At 40.5% G+C, this 20,898-nt stretch carries 20 protein-coding genes; 7 read left to right on the top strand and 13 right to left on the bottom strand.

Features of this window, described 5'->3' with window-relative positions; all coding sequences use genetic code 11:
• Positions 1-85: 85 nt before the first annotated feature.
• From fdx to trmJ, 8 genes are all read right to left on the bottom strand, one after another.
• Positions 86-421, bottom strand: coding sequence for an ISC system 2Fe-2S type ferredoxin (gene fdx / locus PSF42_RS14960; RefSeq protein ID WP_042844637.1), 336 nt, complete (start codon positions 419-421; stop codon positions 86-88).
• Positions 422-423: 2 nt separating this feature from the next.
• Positions 424-2,274, bottom strand: a complete 1,851-nt coding sequence (gene hscA, locus PSF42_RS14965; protein WP_125892173.1) for a Fe-S protein assembly chaperone HscA — start codon at positions 2,272-2,274, stop codon at positions 424-426.
• 12 nt (positions 2,275-2,286) lie between these two features.
• The gene (gene hscB, locus PSF42_RS14970) at positions 2,287-2,808 is read right to left on the bottom strand and encodes a co-chaperone HscB (RefSeq protein WP_125892175.1); all 522 of its coding nucleotides are present in this window, start codon (positions 2,806-2,808) and stop codon (positions 2,287-2,289) included.
• A 95-nt stretch (positions 2,809-2,903) separates the two neighbouring features.
• Positions 2,904-3,227 (bottom strand): iron-sulfur cluster assembly protein IscA, encoded by a 324-nt coding sequence (gene iscA, locus PSF42_RS14975; RefSeq protein WP_125892177.1) that lies wholly within the window; start codon positions 3,225-3,227, stop codon positions 2,904-2,906.
• Positions 3,228-3,427: 200 nt separating this feature from the next.
• A complete protein-coding gene (gene iscU / locus PSF42_RS14980; protein ID WP_004264914.1) occupies positions 3,428-3,814 on the bottom strand; it encodes a Fe-S cluster assembly scaffold IscU in 387 nt (128 codons plus the stop codon).
• Positions 3,815-3,838: 24 nt separating this feature from the next.
• Positions 3,839-5,053: an IscS subfamily cysteine desulfurase gene (locus PSF42_RS14985; protein WP_125892179.1), complete on the bottom strand. Its 1,215-nt coding sequence runs from the start codon at positions 5,051-5,053 to the stop codon at positions 3,839-3,841.
• 122 nt (positions 5,054-5,175) lie between these two features.
• Positions 5,176-5,673, bottom strand: a complete 498-nt coding sequence (gene iscR, locus PSF42_RS14990; RefSeq protein ID WP_004264917.1) for a Fe-S cluster assembly transcriptional regulator IscR — start codon at positions 5,671-5,673, stop codon at positions 5,176-5,178.
• A 119-nt stretch (positions 5,674-5,792) separates the two neighbouring features.
• The gene (trmJ, locus tag PSF42_RS14995; protein WP_125892181.1) at positions 5,793-6,524 is read right to left on the bottom strand and encodes a tRNA (cytosine(32)/uridine(32)-2'-O)-methyltransferase TrmJ; all 732 of its coding nucleotides are present in this window, start codon (positions 6,522-6,524) and stop codon (positions 5,793-5,795) included.
• A 123-nt stretch (positions 6,525-6,647) separates the two neighbouring features.
• Here trmJ and suhB point away from each other — a divergent pair, with 123 nt between their 5' ends.
• On the top strand, positions 6,648-7,451 hold the full coding sequence (gene suhB / locus PSF42_RS15000) for an inositol-1-monophosphatase (protein ID WP_125892183.1): 804 nt from the start codon (positions 6,648-6,650) through the stop codon (positions 7,449-7,451).
• Between the two features lie 86 nt (positions 7,452-7,537).
• Here suhB and PSF42_RS15005 read toward each other — a convergent pair whose 3' ends face one another.
• Positions 7,538-8,554: a zinc-binding alcohol dehydrogenase family protein gene (locus PSF42_RS15005; protein WP_213913171.1), complete on the bottom strand. Its 1,017-nt coding sequence runs from the start codon at positions 8,552-8,554 to the stop codon at positions 7,538-7,540.
• 143 nt (positions 8,555-8,697) lie between these two features.
• Here PSF42_RS15005 and PSF42_RS15010 point away from each other — a divergent pair, with 143 nt between their 5' ends.
• The 5 genes from PSF42_RS15010 to PSF42_RS15030 all read left to right on the top strand — a co-directional run bounded on the left by PSF42_RS15010 (position 8,698) and on the right by PSF42_RS15030 (position 14,296).
• Entirely contained in the window at positions 8,698-9,603 is a 906-nt protein-coding gene (locus PSF42_RS15010; RefSeq protein WP_125892187.1) for a GntR family transcriptional regulator, read from the top strand.
• Positions 9,604-9,968: 365 nt separating this feature from the next.
• Positions 9,969-11,414, top strand: a complete 1,446-nt coding sequence (locus tag PSF42_RS15015; RefSeq protein WP_185746905.1) for a tagaturonate reductase — start codon at positions 9,969-9,971, stop codon at positions 11,412-11,414.
• Between the two features lie 52 nt (positions 11,415-11,466).
• Complete coding sequence (locus PSF42_RS15020; protein ID WP_125892191.1) at positions 11,467-12,471, top strand: C4-dicarboxylate TRAP transporter substrate-binding protein; 1,005 nt, start codon at positions 11,467-11,469, stop codon at positions 12,469-12,471.
• Positions 12,472-12,548: 77 nt separating this feature from the next.
• Positions 12,549-13,028, top strand: a complete 480-nt coding sequence (locus PSF42_RS15025; protein WP_004264924.1) for a TRAP transporter small permease — start codon at positions 12,549-12,551, stop codon at positions 13,026-13,028.
• Entirely contained in the window at positions 13,019-14,296 is a 1,278-nt protein-coding gene (locus PSF42_RS15030) for a TRAP transporter large permease (RefSeq protein ID WP_125892193.1), read from the top strand. Before PSF42_RS15025 ends, PSF42_RS15030 begins: the two co-directional genes overlap by 10 nt.
• A gap of 238 nt (positions 14,297-14,534) precedes the next feature.
• On the opposite strand, the gene PSF42_RS15035 is transcribed toward PSF42_RS15030, so the two are convergent.
• The gene (locus tag PSF42_RS15035; protein ID WP_272680300.1) at positions 14,535-15,686 is read right to left on the bottom strand and encodes a 3-phenylpropionate MFS transporter; all 1,152 of its coding nucleotides are present in this window, start codon (positions 15,684-15,686) and stop codon (positions 14,535-14,537) included.
• Positions 15,687-15,767: 81 nt separating this feature from the next.
• On the bottom strand, positions 15,768-17,021 hold the full coding sequence (gene glyA, locus PSF42_RS15040; protein WP_125892197.1) for a serine hydroxymethyltransferase: 1,254 nt from the start codon (positions 17,019-17,021) through the stop codon (positions 15,768-15,770).
• A gap of 461 nt (positions 17,022-17,482) precedes the next feature.
• Between glyA and hmpA the strand changes: the two genes are divergently transcribed.
• On the top strand, positions 17,483-18,682 hold the full coding sequence (gene hmpA, locus PSF42_RS15045; protein ID WP_272680301.1) for an NO-inducible flavohemoprotein: 1,200 nt from the start codon (positions 17,483-17,485) through the stop codon (positions 18,680-18,682).
• Positions 18,683-18,869: 187 nt separating this feature from the next.
• On the opposite strand, the gene glnB is transcribed toward hmpA, so the two are convergent.
• Both glnB and PSF42_RS15055 read right to left on the bottom strand, forming a co-directional pair.
• The gene (glnB, locus tag PSF42_RS15050) at positions 18,870-19,208 is read right to left on the bottom strand and encodes a nitrogen regulatory protein P-II (RefSeq protein WP_004912721.1); all 339 of its coding nucleotides are present in this window, start codon (positions 19,206-19,208) and stop codon (positions 18,870-18,872) included.
• A 12-nt stretch (positions 19,209-19,220) separates the two neighbouring features.
• Positions 19,221-20,843: an NAD+ synthase gene (locus tag PSF42_RS15055; RefSeq protein ID WP_272680302.1), complete on the bottom strand. Its 1,623-nt coding sequence runs from the start codon at positions 20,841-20,843 to the stop codon at positions 19,221-19,223.
• Positions 20,844-20,898: the final 55 nt, after the last annotated feature.

The following is a 20,898-nucleotide window of genomic DNA, read 5'->3' on the forward strand; positions in this document are numbered from 1 at the left end:
AGAGTATCTTGGGGAGCATACAAAAGTATGTGACCCAAGTGCTTGAAAGAAGCCAACACCCCTACAACGCGAAATATAACGAGCATTAGTGTTCGCGGGCGTGATTAATAGTATATTTGGGTATCTCTACCACTAAATCCTCATCCGTCACTAACGCCTGACAACTTAAACGGCTTTCAGGCTCTAATCCCCACGCTTTGTCTAACATATCGTCTTCTAACTCACTACTCTCTTCCAGTGAATCAAAACCTTCACGAACGATACAATGACAGGTTGTGCAAGCACAGGATTTTTCACAAGCGTGCTCAAGCTCAATACCGCTGCGTAGTGCAACATTTAAAATAGACTCGCCTTCTTGTGCTTCAACAACAGCACCGTCTGGACATAAATCACTATGAGGTAAAAAAACTATTTTCGGCATAATTATATCTCATCCACAGAATGGCCTGACAACGCTTGTCGAATGGAGGTATCCATACGACGCGCTGCAAACTCCTGCGATTGCTTATCCAGTTGTTTAATGGCATTTTCAATTACGATTGGGTCAGTGCCCTCAACCGCTTTAATTAACTCATTGACCGCATTATCAATTTCTGACTCTTCTTCTGGCGTCAGTAAATTGCCATCTTGGGCTAATGCGCTCGTTAAACTTTCAAGCACTCTTGCAGCTTCAACTTTTTGCTCCGCTAAGCGGCGCGCATTTAAGTCATCTTGCGCGTTAGTCATTGAATCTTTAATCATGTTTGAAATTTCGTTATCTGTTAACCCATACGATGGCTTAACTTGAATAGAGGCTTCTACGCCAGTGGACTTTTCCATAGCGCTAACACTTAATAGCCCATCCGCATCCACTTGAAAAGTAACACGAATATGTGCGCCACCTGCAGCCATTGCAGGGATATCACGCAAGGTGAAGCGAGCTAATGAACGACAATCAGCTACCATTTCGCGTTCACCTTGCACCACATGAACGCTCATCGCCGTTTGCCCATCTTTAAAGGTGGTAAATTCTTGAGCGCGAGCAACTGGGATCGTCGTATTACGCGGGATCACTTTTTCAACCAACCCCCCCATGGTCTCTAGGCCAAGGGATAACGGGATCACGTCCAATAACAACATTTCGCTGTCGGGTTTGTTCCCTACTAAGATATCCGCTTGAATGGCGGCACCAATCGCTACCACTTTATCTGGGTCGATAGATGTCAGTGGTGACTTACCGAAAAAATCGCCGACTTTCTGGCGTACTAAGGGTACGCGAGTCGAGCCACCAACCATGACAACGTTCAGCACCTCTTGCGCTTCAACACCTGCATCTTTTAACGCACGGCGACAAGCCATTAGTGTGCGTTTAACATGGGTTTCAATAAGCGCTTCAAACTGCTCGCGACGGATTTCCCCTTGCCAATTAGCAAGTTTGATTGTCGCAGCGTCCGCGTCACTGAGCATGACTTTGGTTTCTGTCGCCACATTAAGTAATTGACGATTTAACTGATGGTCACCTTGTAATGAAACTCCTGCCTGCTCTGCGATCCACTGTGCCAGTACTTGGTCAAAATCATCGCCTCCAAGTGCGGTATCGCCACCTGTCGCTAAGACCTCAAAAACACCGCGACTCAGGCGCAAAATAGAGACATCAAAAGTCCCACCCCCGAGATCATAAACCGCTATCACGCCTTCTTGTCCAGAATCTAATCCGTAGGCAATTGCAGCCGCAGTCGGCTCATTCAATAGGCGTAACACGTGTAAGCCTGCAAGACGAGCCGCATCTTTCGTGCCTTGGCGCTGGGCATCATCAAAATAGGCAGGAACCGTGATCACTACGCCATCCATTTCCCCACCCAATGTTTCTTCAGCGCGTTTTGCTAACGTTTTCAATATATCCGAAGAAACTTGAATAGGATCTACTTGGCCGGCAGCCGTTTGGATAAACGGCAAGCCATTTTCACTCGCACTCAGCTGATACGGCAAATCAGGATAACGTTTTTGAATATCCGCCAATGAGCGCCCCATCATACGTTTAACTGAAATAATGGTATTCACTGGGTCTTGCTCCGCAAGTTGCTTCGCATCCCATCCCACTAATTTGCTTGCAGGCTGATAATTAACAACCGATGGTAATAAAAAGCGGCCTTGGTTATCTGGCAAAGCCGCAGCTTCACCACTACGCACTGTTGCAATCAAAGAGTGGGTGGTACCTAAATCAATGCCTGCCGCCAATTTGCGTTGATGCGGAGCTGCTGTCATACCGGGTTCGCTGATTTGTAGTAACGCCATAATCGTTTTCTCTTAAAATTCATCTAGTAACCGTTCTTCGAGTTGCTCAGCTTGCTGCTGAAGCTTATCGAGAAAACGTAGTTTACGTACGGTATCAGCGGCTTTTTCCCACTGCATGGCATCTAACTCTGTCACCATCAGTGCGCTTCGTGCTTGCTGCATTTGTTTGACGTTTTGCATAAATTTAGCCAATAGATCAAGTGCATCAGCGCTATTCTCAATATTGTCTAGTTCTTCACGTAACTCAAGCTGCTCCATCAAGAATGCCGTATCATGCATAGTATGTTGTTCGTTATTAATGTCGAAACCATGCAATGAAAGCATATATTCCGCACGTTTTAGCGGATGACGAAGGGCTTGGTAGGCAGCATTAATGGTTGCTGCTTTTTGCAGTGCTTGCATTTTTTCCTGTTCAGAGCAGGTAGCAAAACGGTCAGGATGGTATTGACGCTGTAAATCTTGAAAACGTAGCGTCAGTTGTTCATTATCAATGGCATAAATGGGAGTTAACCCAAAAAGAGTAAAGTAATCCATAAGTGCTCAGTTTCTCGAACCGGTTACCAATACCACTAACATGCAAATTGCTTATATTAGTGAGACTGGCCGAAAATTAGGCTTAATTGAACGCATTATACGTGAAAACTTTCACCGCATCCGCATTCGCTATTGACGTTAGGGTTATTAAATTTAAACCCTTCGTTTAAGCCTTCTTTCACAAAATCCAGCTCAGTGCCATCAAGATAAACAATGCTCTTGCCATCGATAATGACTTTCACACCTTTATCTTCAAAAACTGTGTCTTCTTCATTGATTGTATCAGCAAACTCAAGAACATAAGCCATTCCTGAACAACCTGAAGTTCTTACACCTAAACGCAAACCTTCACCTTTTCCACGATTTTGCAGAAAAGATTGAATACGCAGCGCAGCACTTTCTGTAAGAGAAATAGACATTGCAAACCTCACTTTAGAAACAAACAAGGCAGATGCTACTCATGAGTCGCATCCGCCTTCAAATTATTTTATACCCATTTATTTCCAAACTAAGAAACTCAGCGATGTTTAGCCTAGAGGCCATGGGTATTGTGCCAGTTATAGGACGATAACTTGTTGTTATTTATTAATATGGGTTGCCCTATAGACTGATTAAAAATTTATTTGCTTTGGCGTTTGCTTTTGTAATCAGCAATAGCAGCTTTAATTGCGTCTTCCGCTAGAATTGAACAGTGAATTTTCACTGGTGGTAATTCTAACTCTTCTGCAATTGCTGTATTTTTGATTGACTCAGCTTCATCCAAACTTTTGCCTTTCATCCACTCAGTCACCAGTGAACTTGATGCAATTGCTGAACCACAACCATAAGTTTTAAAGCGTGCATCTTCAATAATGCCGTCATCATTTACTTTAATCTGTAATTTCATGACGTCACCACAGGCAGGTGCACCTACCATACCACTACCGACGCTTGGGTCGCTGTTGTCAAACGAACCAACGTTGCGTGGATTTTCATAATGATCGATAACTTTTTCACTGTAAGCCATTTTTAAACTCCTGAAACCGTCTGATTAATGGTGAGACCATTCGATGCTGTTAAGATCTACGCCGTCTTTAAACATTTCCCATAAAGGAGACAGCTCGCGTAAGTGGCCAATTGCGCCATGAATCATTTTGATTGCATAGTCAATTTCTTCTTCTGTCGTGAAACGACCTAAAGAGAAACGGATTGAGCTATGTGCCAGCTCATCATTCATCCCTAAAGCGCGCAGTACATAAGAAGGTTCTAGGCTTGCAGAAGTACATGCCGAGCCTGAAGATACAGCCAAATCTTTTAATGACATCATCAGTGATTCACCTTCAACATAGTTGAAGCTGACGTTCAGAATGTGCGGCGCACCGTGTTCTAAATCACCATTGAGGTAAACTTCTTCGATATCTTTAATGCCGTTCCATAAACGCAGGCGTAAACCGCGTAAGCGCTCAGATTCCGCTGCCATTTCTTCTTTGGCAATACGATAAGCTTCGCCCATACCCACGATTTGGTGTACTGGTAATGTCCCAGAACGCATACCGCGTTCATGACCACCGCCGTGCTGTTGCGCTTCAAGGCGAATTCGTGGTTTACGGCGAACATACAGTGCACCAATACCCATTGGCCCATAAAGTTTGTGCGCAGAGAACGACATTAAATCGACTTTTAACGTATTTAGGTCGATAGGCAATTTGCCCACGCTTTGAGTTGCGTCGACGTGGAAAATAATCCCTTTGCTACGGCATAATTCACCAATAGCTTCGATATCCTGCACTACACCAATTTCATTATTAACATGCATAATAGAAATTAAAATAGTGTCTTCGCGGATAGCGTCTTGTAGGTCTTGCATAGCAATTAAACCGTTGCTTTGCGGTGACAGGTAAGTCACTTCAAAACCTTCACGCTCTAATTGGCGGCAGGTATCTAAAACGGCTTTGTGTTCCGTTTTACAGGTAATAATGTGGTTGCCTTTCTTTTTATAGAAATTAGCAGCGCCTTTAATCGCTAAGTTATCAGACTCAGTTGCGCCTGAAGTAAACACGATTTCACGTGGGTCAGCACCCACTAATTCAGCGATTTGATTGCGAGCAATATCTACCGCTTCTTCCGCTTGCCAGCCGAAACGGTGAGAACGGGATGCTGGGTTACCAAAGTTCCCATCCATTGTTAAACATTGCATCATTTTTTCAGCCACACGCGGGTCAACCGGTGTTGTTGCTGAATAATCAAGATAAATTGGTAATTTCATTGCTCACTTACTCCAAAAGACAAGCTAACTTGACTTTAATTTTTAAAGATACAAATGGCGGAAACTAGATCTTCGTCTAACCACTCACCGAGATGTACCGACTGCAATTATTTTAATATTTTTTAAGCACGTACATTGATAATCGATTCAGGTGTGATCCCATTTGGCATGGTTTTACGCTGTTCGTTATCTTGTCTATCAGCAACAACCATGACTTCTTGGTTTTTAACCAGTTCATCAAGGCTAATGCTGCTTAGGAAACTTGTAATTCTGTCACTTAAATCACGCCACAGTGCATGAGTTAAGCAGCGGTCGCCATTTTGACAACCTTCTTTATTACCCTGACAACGTGTGGCGTCAACAGATTCATCTACCGCAGCGATTACTTCAGCAACAAAGATTTGGTCTGCGTCTCTACCAAGCAAATAACCGCCACCTGGGCCGCGAACACTCGAAACCAACTCGTTTTTACGTAAACGAGAAAAAAGTTGCTCAAGATAAGAGAGGGAAATCCCCTGACGTTCAGAAATGTCCGCTAAAGGCACGGGACCTGACTGAGAGTGTAATGCGACATCTAACATCGCAGTTACTGCGTAACGCCCTTTGGAAGTGAGTCTCATAACATATTACTCCATGGTAAATTATGGTCAGATTGTGACATTCCTGAGTAATTTAGTCAACTATTTACCTGACTAATTTACTCAAGTATTATTCACCTGTTTTTACCGTGGATTTCGCCTCACTTTTTCGCCCATTTTTCCATCGACGTTAAAATACCCCGCAGGATATGTAACTCTTGGGTTTCGATGTGTGCACGTGTGAATAAACGACGCAATTTATTCATAATTAAGCCAGGGTGCGCTTTACGAATAAAACCAGATTCATTCAATACACTTTCAAGATGAACATAAAAACGCTCAACATCTTCTGATGGCGGGTATTCTACCTCATCATCTGTTGAAATTACCGTGTTTTTTTCATCCATTGAAAGATGCGCCATGCGTATCTCATAACTTACCAATTGAACCGCCATCGCTAAATTCAAAGAGCCGTATTCTGGGTTCGTGGGGATATACAAATGATACTGACATTTTTGTAGTTCTTCGTTGGTCAAACCCACTCGCTCACGGCCAAAAACGATAGCAACGGGGGATTCTTTGGATTGCTCAACAGATTTAACACCACACTCACGCGGCTCAACCATTGGCCAAGACAAGGTGCGAGAACGGGCACTGGTGCCGATCACTAACTTACAGCCTTCTAAGGCTTCATCGAGGGTTTTAACGATTGTCGCATTACCAATAACATCACTCGCCCCGGCAGAAAGTGCAATAGCATGTGAATCAGGTTCAACAAGAGGATTAACGAGGTACAGATTAGAAAGCCCCATGGTTTTCATTGCACGGGCAGTTGAGCCCATATTACCAGTGTGTGAGGTTTCAACAAGAACAATACGGATATTATCTAGCATGGTTTATACGTTTAATGAAAAAATTATCGCAATAGCTTAACACAAAATTGCTTATTGTGACGAACATCTATATACTTCGGCACTCCAGTTTTTCGTTCTTTAACATTCCAGTGGAAAAAGCCCATGCATCCGATGCTTAACATCGCCATACGTGCAGCACGTAAGGCCGGTAATCACATAGCTAAAAACTATGAAATGCCTAGTAATATCAAAGTGACTCAGAAAGGCACTAACGATTTCGTGACTAACGTTGACCAAGAATCTGAGCAGCTGATTATTGAAATCATCCGCAAGTCATATCCAGAGCACACTATTATCACTGAAGAAAGTGGTGAGTTAATTGGTAAAGATGATGATATTCAATGGGTAATCGATCCACTGGATGGCACTACCAACTTCACAAAACGTCTCCCTCATTTTTCTGTTTCTATCGCTGTACGCGTTAAAGGCCGTACTGAAGTTGCTGTTGTTTACGACCCAATGCGTAATGAATTATTTAGCGCAGTACGTGGACAAGGCGCTCAACTTAACGGTTATCGTATTCGTATCGATGAAAAACGTGATCTTGATGGCGCTATCGTTGCGACAGGTTTTCCTTTTAAACAAAAACAACACGCTGCGGTATATATGAATATCATGACTGCAATGTTCGATAAGTGTGCTGATTTCCGTCGTACCGGTTCTGCAGCCCTGGATTTATGCTATGTTGCTTCTGGTCGTGTTGATGCATTCTTTGAGATCGGCTTAAAACCATGGGATTTCTTAGGCGGTGAACTAATCATGCGTGAAGCTGGCGGTATCATGACTGACTTTATTGGCGGCCATAATTATATCGCATCTGGTAACTTAGTCGCTGGTAGCCCACGCGTTGTTAGAGACATACTGTCCGTCATGAAAGATGAGTTATCGGAAGCATTAAAACGCTAATTCGACAACGTATTGAATTTTAACACCCACACAATTCGACTGTTTTGTGTGGGTGTTTTTTTACTGATTAAACCGTTTAATGCGTATTAAAATAAGATAACGCCTTTAATTAACTCACGGTTATTAATCACGTCTTGCTCATAACTATTACCAATAGAATTAAAATCAAATTGATGAGTTAGCATCATTTCACTCGCGAGCTTTCCTTCCGCCATCAACCTTGCCACTTTATTGAAATCTTCAAGCGTCGCATTGCGACTTCCCATCATTGTTGTTTCTTTCTTATGAAAATCAGGATCTGGAAACGATAAATTACCTTTAAATAGCCCAACAAAAACAATCAAACCACCATGGCGAATTAAATTCACCGCAGTGTTCATTGCGTGTTGATTCCCCGTTGCATCAATGACTTTCTCTGCAAGCATCCCTGAAAAATGGCTTTCAATACTTGATAAGTAATTTTCACTCGCTGGGTCACACGTTGTTAAACCTAATACCTTTTCAACATGTTGACGACGAGCCTCACTGGTGTCAGCAACTAATACGTTAGCACCGTCTGCTTTAGCAATCGCAGCAACACCAAGCCCTATCGGACCAGCCCCTACGACTAGAACAGTATCTTGAGGCTTAACTTGTGCGCGTCTCACTGCATGAGCACTAATCGAAAACGGTTCAATTAACGCCCCATCAATATCAGTAACGGTATCCGCAATGGCTAACACGTTGTTTTGTGGGACGTTTAAGAACTCACAAAAACCACCATCTTCATGAACCCCAATCACCGAAATTTTTTCACAACAATTTGTTTTACCACTTTTGCAAGCCCCGCACTCATAGCAAGCAACATAAGGCATCACGGCAACACGCTGCCCAACTTTCCATTGAGTGACATCAGAAGCAACCTCGCAAATAGTGCCAGAAATTTCATGGCCTAATACGCGTGGATACTGGAAAAATGGCTGATTTCCTCCCCAGGCGTGAATATCTGTTCCACATATTCCAACGGCATGTATTTTTATTTTTACGTGCCCAACTTTAACTGTAGGTTCAGCAACGTCTTGATAGACTAATTTTTTAGGTTCCTGGCAAATCAATTGTTTCATATTTTCCTCCGTCAATTTATCTGTCTTTTTTAATTTAAAAAACATAGACTAGATACTTAGCAACCGAATTTTGTGATTAAATGTTTTTAAATCGGTTTTAAATCGGTCTTTAAAGAATAAAAAACAGCTTAAGGGGCAGTTAAATGGTGAGGAGTAAAAATATACGTTATGGGTCAATTAACGAATTTTTAGATGCAATTCATAAAAATTTATTAACGTCCCCCTTCCCATCACAATCTTCTTTAGCGGAAATGTTTAATATCAGCCGAACTACCGTTAGACATACCCTTGAATATTTATTAGAAAAGAAAATCATTGAAAAACAAGGGAATGACTACCATGTCATTCGCTATCCCAATAAAACTGATTTTTTCCCAGTTGAGTCAAGCCTTCCAGATCAACAAATCGTCTTATTCGAAAAAGCGTTTTACCAAATGATTAAACGCAAAGAATTGATGCCCGGAGATACTTTTACTGAGTTACAATTGGCGAAAAAAAGCCATGTGAGCTCTAGCGTTGTCCGTGAATTTTTAGTGGAGTTTTCTCGTTATGGGTTAATTAAAAACACCCACCGAGGAAATTGGCACATGATGAAGTTTTCGCGCGAGTATGCAGAAAAACTCTTTGAGTTCAGAGAATTACTAGAAACCAATGCCCTTACGCACTTTTTAAATTTACCCGCAGATGACCACCGTTGGATTTTAGCAAAAGAGCTATTACTTAAGCATAGAACACTGCGCGAAACAGTGACTATCAATTACCGCGACTTTTCCCAACTCGATTATGAGCTACATAGCCTTATTTTATCGGGTGCCAACAACCCATTTTTCAGTCAGTCTCTTGAAATCATCACTGTAATATTCCACTTTCAATACCAGTGGGATGAATCTGACTTAAAAGAAAGAAATGTACTGGCAATTGAAGAACATATGACCATTTTAAGTGCTTTAATTAGTCGTAATGATATTGTTGCGATGAATGAACTTCGTCACCATTTAGATACCGCTAAACGAACGATGATCAACTCTATACAGCAAACTTATGAATAAGTAACACTAACCTCCCAAGGCCAATGGATGGCCAATAACAACCTTTCTTTTGATCGAACATTGTATGCATCAAACACAAACCTGAATTTTTCAGTAAAAAAACAACTTAATTATAAAGCCATTATTTACCATAAATAAGATACGGAATAAATCGCGCTATTTTTCAATAACTTAAAGTAGCTTATCATAAAATGAATTTTATACATCAACAAACCACCTGTTTTTAACTGATAAAAAACACATTAAAAACATGAAAAAGCCATTCGTTCCACAAAATTGATTCAATTAATAGTCCATAGAAAAAAATACTTCTAGTCTGAGTCAACACCAGATGATTAATACACATAATAACTAGAGGAATGGTCATGGATTACTTAAATCGACAGTCAATGGCTAGCAAGCAATACCCAGAGAGAATTCTGCAATTCGGAGAAGGCAATTTTCTACGTGCTTTTATCGACTGGATGGTTGATCAACTGAATGAAAAAACAGACTTCAATAGTGGTATTACTATTGTTAGACCAATTGACTCATCACATCCCTCAATTAATCAACAAAATGGACTTTATACCGCCATCACCAGAGGAATTAATGAACAAAAACAAAGCGTTTCTAATATAAGAATAATTAATTCAGTTAATCGTGAAATACTTATTTACTCTGAATATGATAAATATTTAAAGTGTGCAGAAAATCCCGACTTACAATGGATATTCTCTAACACAACCGAAGCCGGGATCGTATATAAGCACGATGTACGTCTAGAAGACACACCAGCAAGTAGTTTCCCAGCTAAACTTACACAATTCTTATTTCACCGCTTTCAATATTTTAATGGTGATACTAGCAAAGGATTGTTCATCATCCCTTGTGAGTTAATTGACTATAATGGCGATAAACTACAAGAGTTTGTAAATAAACATGCGCAAGACTGGAAACTTCCCGCAGATTTCATTACTTGGCTAAATGACAGTAATACATTTTGTTCTACATTAGTCGATAGAATTGTTACAGGTTACCCAAAAAATGAAATTGAAAAACTGGAAAAAGAATTAGGTTATAAAGACGATTTTCTCGTCACGGCTGAATATTTCTATTTGTTTGTCATTCAAGGGCCAAAAGTATTAGAACAGAAACTAAAACTAAATGAATTACCATTAAATATCAAAGTGGTCGATGATATAAAACCCTATAAAGAGCGCAAAGTGGCAATCTTGAATGGTGCACACACTGCGATGGTTCCTGTTGCTTACTTAGCAGGCATTAGGACTGTCCGTGATGTCACTACTAATCCCGTTTTTTTATCTTTCATTAAAGATTTAATTGATAATGAAGTTATTCCTGTTTTATCTCAAAGCCCTTCAGAGCTCACGGCTTTTGCTTCCGCAGTGATTGACCGTTTTAATAACCCATATATAGAACATGAGTTAATGTCAATTTCGCTTAACTCACTCACTAAATTTAAAACTCGCTTATTGCCCCAATTAATCTCTTACGTTAATCAATACAATAAAATCCCTTATTGCATTTCATTTTCACTTGCTGCGTTGATTGTTTTCTATCGCGGAGAACAGGCTGGACAGCCCATTCCTTTAAATGATGATGATTATTTACTGGAACGCTTTAAAGCTTGGAACGAACTCTATGACTCAAATGTAAAACAACTTACTGAAAATGTGCTAGCGATGTCTGATTTATGGGGATTGAACCTCAACGAAATACCAAAATTACAGGATGATGTGAGCCAGAAAATTACTGAAATTCTGAGTCATGGTACAGAATCAATGCTACGCAAAAAATACGTTTGTTAGAAACAAATAATAAATACTTAAAACAATAAATCCCCCTACAGGAGATACATTTATGAAACTGAGCACATTAAACGGAAAAACACTTCTTAGCTTAACACTCAGCACAATGCTATTAATGGGCAGCATGACAGGAGCAGCATTTGCAGATGCTAAATATAAGCTAAAAGTTGCTTATGAAAATAACCCCGGTGAACCATTTGACTTAGCGATCCACGAATGGGCAAAAAAATTCAATGAAAAAACCAATGGCGAAGGTGAATTGATCCCTTATCCAAGTTCGCAATTAGGGTCCAAAAAGGATGTCATCGAACAAATGAAGTTAGGTAGCCCACTAATTACTTTAGCGGATGGCGCTTTCTTCTCTGATTATGTACCTGATTACGGCATTATGTTTGGACCCTATTTAGGACTATCTTATAAAGATATTTTTAAATTGAACGCCTCACCTTGGTATGGTTCTTTAGAACAACAGTTAGATAAAAAAGGCCTTCATGTCGTTTCTAAAGATTGGCTATATGGTTCACGCCATATCTTAGCCAATAAAATGATCCAAACCCCAGATGACCTAAAAGGTTTAAAAATTCGCGTTCCTAATAATAAAATTCAAATTAAAGGTTTAGAGGCAATGGGTGCCACCCCTACTCCATTACCTTTAGCTGAAGTTTATACTGCACTTAATCTTAAAATTATTGACGGTGCAGAAAACCCAATCCCAGTGCTATATGGGCAAAAACACCATGAAGCAGCTAAGTTCTTGATCCTAACGGGCCATGTAGAGAACGTGACCAACTTAGTCATGGGCAGTAAAACGTATGATAAATTACCCGAAAATATCCAACAGGCTTTAGTTGAATCAGGTAATGAAGCTGGGCAATTCTTAACAGATTTAGTCCTACAGCAAGAAAAAGAAATTATTGAGAAAATGAAAAATGAAGGCGTTACGGTTGTTGAAGTAGATAGAGCGCTCTTCAAAGAAAAATCTAAACCTTTCTATAATGAGTTCCCTGAATGGTCTGCGAACTTATATCAACAAACTCAAGATATTATTAATAATTAACCCTATGACTTGGCGGTGCTTACCGCCAATATTTTAACAACACAAATGGTTAACTATTGTTCTCGCAAGGATTTTTTATGTTTAAATTTCTGGGGAAATTAAGTGATATAGTGGCATCACTTGCCGTTGCCGCTATTGTCATTATTACTATTCTTGCTGTATTCATGCGCTGGCTTCTTAATGACCCTTTAATGTGGAGTGAGGAAGTTTTAATCATTTGCTACATTTGGTTGGTGATGATTGGTGCAGCATCCGCTGCGGGTAAAAGAATGCATGTCAGTATTGATGCGATTACCTCTTTATTTCCTGAAAAAGTACAATTAGCTATTGCGGTTATCACTCATATTATGGCCATTATTGCTTTATCTATTTTTGGGTATCTTGGATATGAACTCTCGATTATCGCAGAAGACAAAATAACACCGATTATTGGTGTGTCTTATTATTATATCGACCTTTCTGTACCCATTGGCGCATCCATCATGGTGTTATTTTCTATTCAACATTTACTGGAAGACATGAGTAAATTAATTAAAGGAGATAAACCATGTCAGTAGTTATCGCCTGTATCGTATTAATATTTTGTTTTTTAATTAATGTTCCTATTTTTTTAAGTGTGCTTATTGCATTGCTCACTTATTTCTTTTCTGTCGGCGATATCTCTCCGCTTATTGCCGTTCAGCGCATTATTGGGGCTGGAGAAAATGTCACATTACTCGCAATCCCTTTTTTCATTTTGCTAGGTAATCTTTTAAATTACACCGGTATCACTAGCCGAATGTTAAAATTTACTGGCACACTGTCTGGTCACTATCCAGGGGGACTTGCCCAGTCTAACGTATTATTAAGTACAATGATGGGTGGGCTTTCTGCATCTAACCTTGCTGACTGTGCAATGCTATCTAAAATGCTAGTGCCAGAGATGACCAAATTAGGTTATGGCAAAAGCTTCTCAGCTGCTGTTACTGCTGCAGGGTCATTAATAACACCTATTATTCCACCCGGTATTGCATTAATCATCTATGGATTTGTTGCTGATGTTTCTATTGGCAAGATGTTCATGGCTGCGATTATTCCCGGTTTAATGTGCTGCGTTGCTTTAATGTTTGCCATTTATCTTATTGCCAAAAAACGTGGATACAAACCGGCTAGAGATAAAGCTCCGACATTTGCTGAAGTTTATCAGACAGGTAAGGGAGCGATGTCTGCGTTCCTTTTAGTCCTCGTTATTATTGGTGGAATTCGTTTTGGTATCTTTACACCGACAGAAGCGGGCGCGATTGCAGTACTTTACGTTATTGTAATTGGCACTTTCTTTTATCGTGAAATGAAGTTAAAAGACATTGCAGCCTCATTTTTAGAAACAGCTCGTTCAACAGCAAGTATTATGTTGATTATCATGACTTGCTCTGCATTAGCTTGGGTATTGACGAATGAGCAAGTGGCGCAAGATGTCGCCAGAATGATGACCAATTTCTCTGACAATCCATATGTTTTCTTAATGATTGTCAATGCTGTGCTCTTAGTTCTAGGTATGTTTATTGAGGGTAATGCCGCAATTATTGTCCTTGTTCCATTATTAATGCCTACAGTAAAACTTTTAGGAATTGACCCTATCCATTTTGGTATTGTCATGATCCTTAATTTAGCTATCGGCTGTTTAACACCACCAATGGGAACAGTCATGTTTGTGGCTACATCGATTACGGGCGTGCGTATTGCTGATTTTATTCGTGAAGTTATGCCATTATTCTTAACATTAATTATCGTATTACTCTTAGTCACTTTTATGCCTGTATTTACGACATTCCTACCAAGCTTATAAGTTATAATTCATATCTCAATGGCAAGTCATTATCTATGATTTGCCATTTTTATTATCAACTCTATTTATTGTGGCAATCGCAAATACAGCGGGAAGCAATCGACATGGCGATTGTTCGAAAGAGGGATGGCGTTGCCAGCCTTGCAAAAAATTTGCGTTGATGACACTGGAAAACAAATTCAATACCAAACCAAGCTATAAAATAGCTTTAACACCTTTTATAGCTTGGCTGGTGATTTTAGGATTGAGCCACCACTTTAGGCCGAATAAATAAGGCAGGAACAGCAAGAAGCGCCATTAAATAAAAAACTACGCCATGATGTGCAGGTACTCGCTCATAAATGTACCCTACAATAATTGTCAGTACTGCTAACCCACCACCAGTCGCAAGTGCAGAGTAAATACCTTGTAATGGGATAATTTCATTTTCTTTTCTTGCGCTGATAAAACGCATTGCCGCTAAGTGGCAAACTGTAAAAGTACCACTGTGCAGAATTTGCACCACAATTAATACCGGTAATGCCGTAAATGCGCCCATCAAGCCCCAACGAATAATTCCACAAAAGGCTGATAACAGCAGTAAATTGCGAGCACTCCAACGTCTAAATAAACGGTGACTTAACATAAATACAATGACTTCAGCAACGACACCGAGCGACCATAAATTACCAATGACTAAATCTGAATAGCCGGCTTCTTTCCAAAATAGGGAAGCAAACCCATAATAAGCCGCATGAGCCCCTTGCAGTAACGTAACACAGATAAGAAACCTAACGACATTTTTATCTGCAATCAATTGTTTAAATCTAACCTTATCACCACCATCCGCTTTCGCTGCCCCCATTGGCATAATTGCTGGCTTCAGCATTGCGCCTAATAATAACGCTAAACAGCTCACTATCAAGGCCATCATGATGGCTTTATTACCCCAAACACCCGCTAAATACCCCATCAGTGATGAGCCGATAATAAAAGCTATCGACCCCCAGACGCGGATCTTGCCATAGTCAAAGGTAAATTGTTTTTGCCATGTCCCTGCCAGTGAATCTCCCAGTGGAACCATTGGCGCAAAAAATAGGTTAAACCCAATCATTACAAATAGTAACCATGCCCAATGAGATCCCAGAGCGAAGCCAATAGAGAAAATGAGCGAAAGCCCTGCCAGTAAGCGTAAAGCCATGATCAACTTCGAGGGTTCTTTAACTAAAGGAGTAATAAACATCGCGCCAAGGAAACGAGCTGCGAGCCCTACCCCTAACAAAACACCTATCATTTCTGCATCAATTCCCTCACCTTGTAGCCAAACTGACCAAAATGGTAAGAAAATACTGTAGGCAAAAAAGTAGGTAAAATAATCAATAGCTAGCCAACGCGTTGATGGAATGACCATCACTCCTCCGTTTTTTCAATGCAAAAAACCCGCTCATACATACATGTAGAAGCGGGTTTAGGTAATTAATATTACGTTATGTTATGCGTAAACTGGGTGTTTTTTGCAAATTGCTAATACTTTTTGCTTCACGCTCTCAATGGTCGCTTCGTCATTGAGATTGTCTAGAATATCACACATCCAGCCAGCTAGCTCACCTGCTTCTGCTTCTTTGAAGCCACGACGCGTAATCGCAGGGGAACCAATACGTACACCAGACGTTACAAATGGGCTCTTAGGATCGTTCGGCACACTGTTTTTGTTAACAGTAATATTCGCACGGCCAAGCGCTGCATCTGCATCTTTACCGGTGATGTCTTTATCAACCAAATCAACTAAGAATAAGTGGTTTTCAGTTCCGCCAGATACCACTTTGTAGCCACGTTTTTGGAAAACATCGACCATTGCCTTCGCATTCTTAGCAACTTGTTGTTGATAAGCTTTAAACTCAGGTTCCATCGCTTCTTTCAGCGCAACCGCTTTACCTGCAATAACATGCATTAAAGGGCCACCTTGAGATCCAGGGAATACCGCTGAGTTGATTTTTTTATACAACTCTTCGTCACCACCTTTAGCTAAAATTAATCCACCACGTGGACCCGCTAAAGTTTTATGTGTTGTTGTCGTCACAACGTGTGCATGAGGAACGGGGTTTGGATAAACACCCGCAGCAATCAAACCTGCAACGTGAGCCATATCAACAAACAGGTAAGCACCAATACCGTCTGCGATTTCACGCATTTTTGCCCAATCAACCACACCTGAGTACGCAGAGAAACCACCGATAATCATTTTTGGTTTGTGTTTTTCCGCTTGCGCTTTGATATCGTCGTAGTCAATTTTACCGCTTTCATCAATACCATAAGGTACGATGTTATACAGTTTACCAGAGAAGTTAACTGGTGAACCGTGGGTTAAGTGGCCACCATGTGCAAGGTTCATCCCCAGAACGGTGTCGCCTGGTTGTAATAACGCCATGTAAACTGCGGCGTTAGCTTGTGAACCTGAGTGTGGTTGTACGTTTGCGTAGTCAGCACCAAATAGCGCTTTTGCACGGTCAATCGCTAATTGCTCGACCACATCAACATGCTCACAACCACCATAGTAGCGTTTACCTGGATAGCCTTCTGCATATTTATTGGTTAGCTGAGAACCTTGAGCCTCCATGACTCGTGGACTGGTATAGTTTTCAGAAGCAATTAATTCAATATGTTCTTCTTGACGTTGTACTTCTTGCTCCATTGCTTCCCATAATTTTGGATCGTAGTCAGCAATATTCATTTCACGCTTTAACATTCGCTTCTCCTGCCTCAGCAATTCAATAGGTTGAAAATCGATTCATCGCAATGACACACAGTGTAAACTCTTTTTCACTCTTGAGATAGCCCTAAAGAAAAAATATACGCAAACGATTGCATTAATTTTTTTCACTTCATTTGCTTCTGAAGGCTTCATTATAAAATAGCCCAAATTTTAATTTTTGACGGACAAACCTCCAGATTTGTAATCCCCTTCTCATTATGTGCCTAAATTCACCCTATTTTCCCGGTTTGAGTCTTTACATAAACCCTTAAATATTATAAGTTGTATTTAAAATACATCTTTATAAATCGCCTTCATGGATCTCAAAAAATAGAGGTTAACTGAGATGAAATAATATTATCTCACTGATGTACAAAGAGATATTTTTGATATTACAAAAATAGCTCTTTACCTTAACGATAACGAGAACATGAAAATAATTCAGGAGCACCTGTATGCTAGATAGCCAAACCATCGCCATTGTTAAATCCACCATTCCTGCCATTGCTGAAACAGGGCCAAAACTGACCGCACATTTTTATGATCGGATGTTTAAACAGCATCCTGAGTTAAAAGATATTTTTAACATGACTCACCAAATGAATGGGGACCAACGTGAAGCCCTTTTCAATGCTATCTGCGCATATGCTGTACATATTGAAACACCTGAAGCGCTTATTTCAGCTGTCGAAAAAATCGCACAAAAACATGTCAGTTTGAATATAAAACCTGAGCACTACCCAATTGTCGGGGAAAACTTGCTTGCAGCCATTGATGAACTCCTTAATCCCGGCCAAGAAGTTCTTGATGCATGGGGAAAAGCTTACGGTGTTTTAGCTGATATTTTTATTGGTAGAGAGGCTGCAATTTACCAAGAAAATGCAAATAAAGATGGGGGTTGGGAAGGCTTACGTGAATTTAAATTAGCGCAAAAACAACCACAAAGTGATGTGATCACAAGTTTTGAATTCGTTCCTGTCGATGGGCAACCTGTCGCTGATTACCGACCAGGCCAATATATCACGATTTATGTCAACAACCCGGGATTTGAAAACCAAGAAATCCGCCAATACTCACTGACGACTGCACCTAATGGTCGTAGCTACCGTATCGCGGTAAAACGTGAAGACCAAGGCACCGTTTCTAATTTCTTACATCAACAATTAAATGAAGGTGACAGCGTGCATCTCGCACCTCCATGTGGGGATTTCTTTATCGATGTTGATAATACAACACCTGTTACGCTAATTTCCGCCGGGGTTGGCTTAACCCCAATGTTAAGTATGTTAAATCATCTAACAGAACAAGCTCACAGCGCACAAGTAAATTGGTTCCATGCCGCTGAGAATGGTGCAGTTCATGCCTTCAGACACGAAATTCAACAACTACTAGCAAAACAGAAAATTAGCCAATCTGCGATTTGGTTTAATCAACCAAGAGAGGATGATCGCCTCGGGTTTGATTACCAATATGAAGGTTTAATGAATTTAGAATTGGTACGTGAATGGATTGAGCAACCGAATATGCAGTTTTATTTCTGTGGCCCTGTTGGTTTTATGCAGCACATAGGTAAGCAGTTAATTGCGATGGGTGTCAATGCCGATGCGATTCACTATGAATGTTTTGGCCCACACAAAGTATTGCCCCTCAACTAATCGATAAAAAATGCGCTTCTATTTAGAAGCGCATTCTATGAAACATATTAACTGAAGAAAATTGGTTAACTAGTTAAATGTTCGTAGTTTTCTAATTTAGCGGTAACGGGCTCGCATAATAAATACACAATTCTAATCCCATTCCTGTGTATTTTCCGTTACCGCATTTTCATATAAACTTAATTTATTAAATTGCTTCTTCGTCTTGCTCACCAGTTCGAATACGGATCACTCGAGCGACATCATAAACAAAGATCTTCCCATCACCAATTTTGCCAGTTTGTGCCGTTTGCATAATGGTTTCGACGCAGTTTTCAACGATGTCATCAGGAACAACAATTTCAATTTTTACCTTAGGTAAAAAGTCGACCATATACTCTGCACCGCGGTAAAGTTCAGTATGCCCTTTTTGACGTCCAAAACCTTTTACTTCGGTTACAGTCATTCCTGTAATACCGACTTCAGCCAACGCTTCACGAACATCATCAAGTTTGAATGGCTTTATAATTGCATCAATTTTTTTCATAAGTAATTCCTGTTATGACCAGTTTTTACGGCCAAAACCTGAGGTGATCGGATAGCGGCGATCTTTGCCAAAATTACGCATCGTAATACGTGGCCCAACCGGTGCCTGACGACGTTTATATTCATTAATATCAACAAGACGCACAACTTTGCGTACTACGTCTTTATCAAAACCCAGTTTGATTAGGTCATTCACTGACAAGTCCTTTTCCACATAACCTTCTAACAAGGCGTCTAGCACATCATAAGGCGGCAGGCTGTCTTGATCTAGCTGACCCGGAGCGAGTTCGGCTGACGGTGGCCTATCAATCACACGTTGTGGAATTGCGGGAGAGAGTGTATTACGGTATTTAGCTAGCTCAAAGACAAGGGTTTTAGGCACATCTTTTAACACATCAAACCCACCGGCCATATCACCATACAGCGTTGAGTAACCGACTGCTGATTCACTTTTATTACTGGTTGTCAGTACCAAACGACGACGTTTATTCGACATCGCCATTAAAATAACGGCTCGGCACCGTGCTTGTAAGTTTTCTTCGGTTGTATCTACCGCAGTTCCTTCAAACATAGGCGTTAACTGTGCCATAAATGCATCAAACATCGGCTCAATCGACACGATATCAAACTCAACACCGAGTAAATCGGCTTGTTCTTTGGCGTCGTGAATGCTTATTTCAGAAGTATAACGGAATGGCATCATCACGGCTTGCACATGCTCTTTCCCTATTGCATCAACGGCAATCGCTACTGTCAGCCCTGAGTCAATCCCCCCCGATAAGCCTAAAATAGCCCCATTAAAACCATTTTTATTGATGTAGTCGCGAGTTGACATGACTAAGGCTTGGTATACCTGTGCGACAGGGTCATTTTCAATAAATACACTACCTTCGCTCACCAGTGCAAGTTCATCAAATTGCACTGTAATAACCTGCTCTTTAAATTCTTCCAATTTAAAGGTTTGTTTGCCTTTGTTTGCAATGATTTTTGAGCCACCATCAAACACCAATTCATCTTGCCCACCCACTTGGTTAAGATACACAATTGGCATATGAGTGCGTTTACAATGTTCGACTAATAAATCGGTTCGAATATGTTCTTTATTAATGTCATAAGGGGATGCATTGATTGTCAATAATATTTCAGCACCAGCCCCTTTAGCTGCATCTACCGGCTCGTCATACCAAATGTCTTCACAAATCAATAAGCCAAGCTGATAGCCTTTAAATTCAACGACACAGGTTTTTTCATCTGCGGTAAAATAACGAGGCTCATCAAACACACCATAATTGGGTAGCTCTTGTTTAAAATAACGTGCGTGCAGTTTACCTTGGTAGAAAAATGATAATGCATTATAGATATCATCCCCTTCATACCATGGGTGGCCAACGATAATCGCTGTCTCAGAGCTTGCTTTTTGTAAACGTTCTAGCTGTGCGACGCAACGATCTTCAAAATCGCCACGAAAAATCAAATCTTCTGGTGGGTAGCCTGTCAAAGACAGCTCTGAAAACATGACAATATCTGTGTTTGGTGCTTGTTCACTCAAAACTTGCAACATGCGTTCGCAGTTGCCTTCGATGTCACCGACTAACCAATTAAGTTGTGCTAGTGAAATATTAAGCTTACGGCTCATAAGGTGTTTTTTCTCCCGGAGCGTTAATATGAATTGCCTTATTCCACATAATGTA

The sequence above is a fragment of the Providencia sp. PROV032 genome, from assembly GCF_028484875.1.
Taxonomy (GTDB): Bacteria; Pseudomonadota; Gammaproteobacteria; order Enterobacterales; family Enterobacteriaceae; genus Providencia; species Providencia rettgeri_E.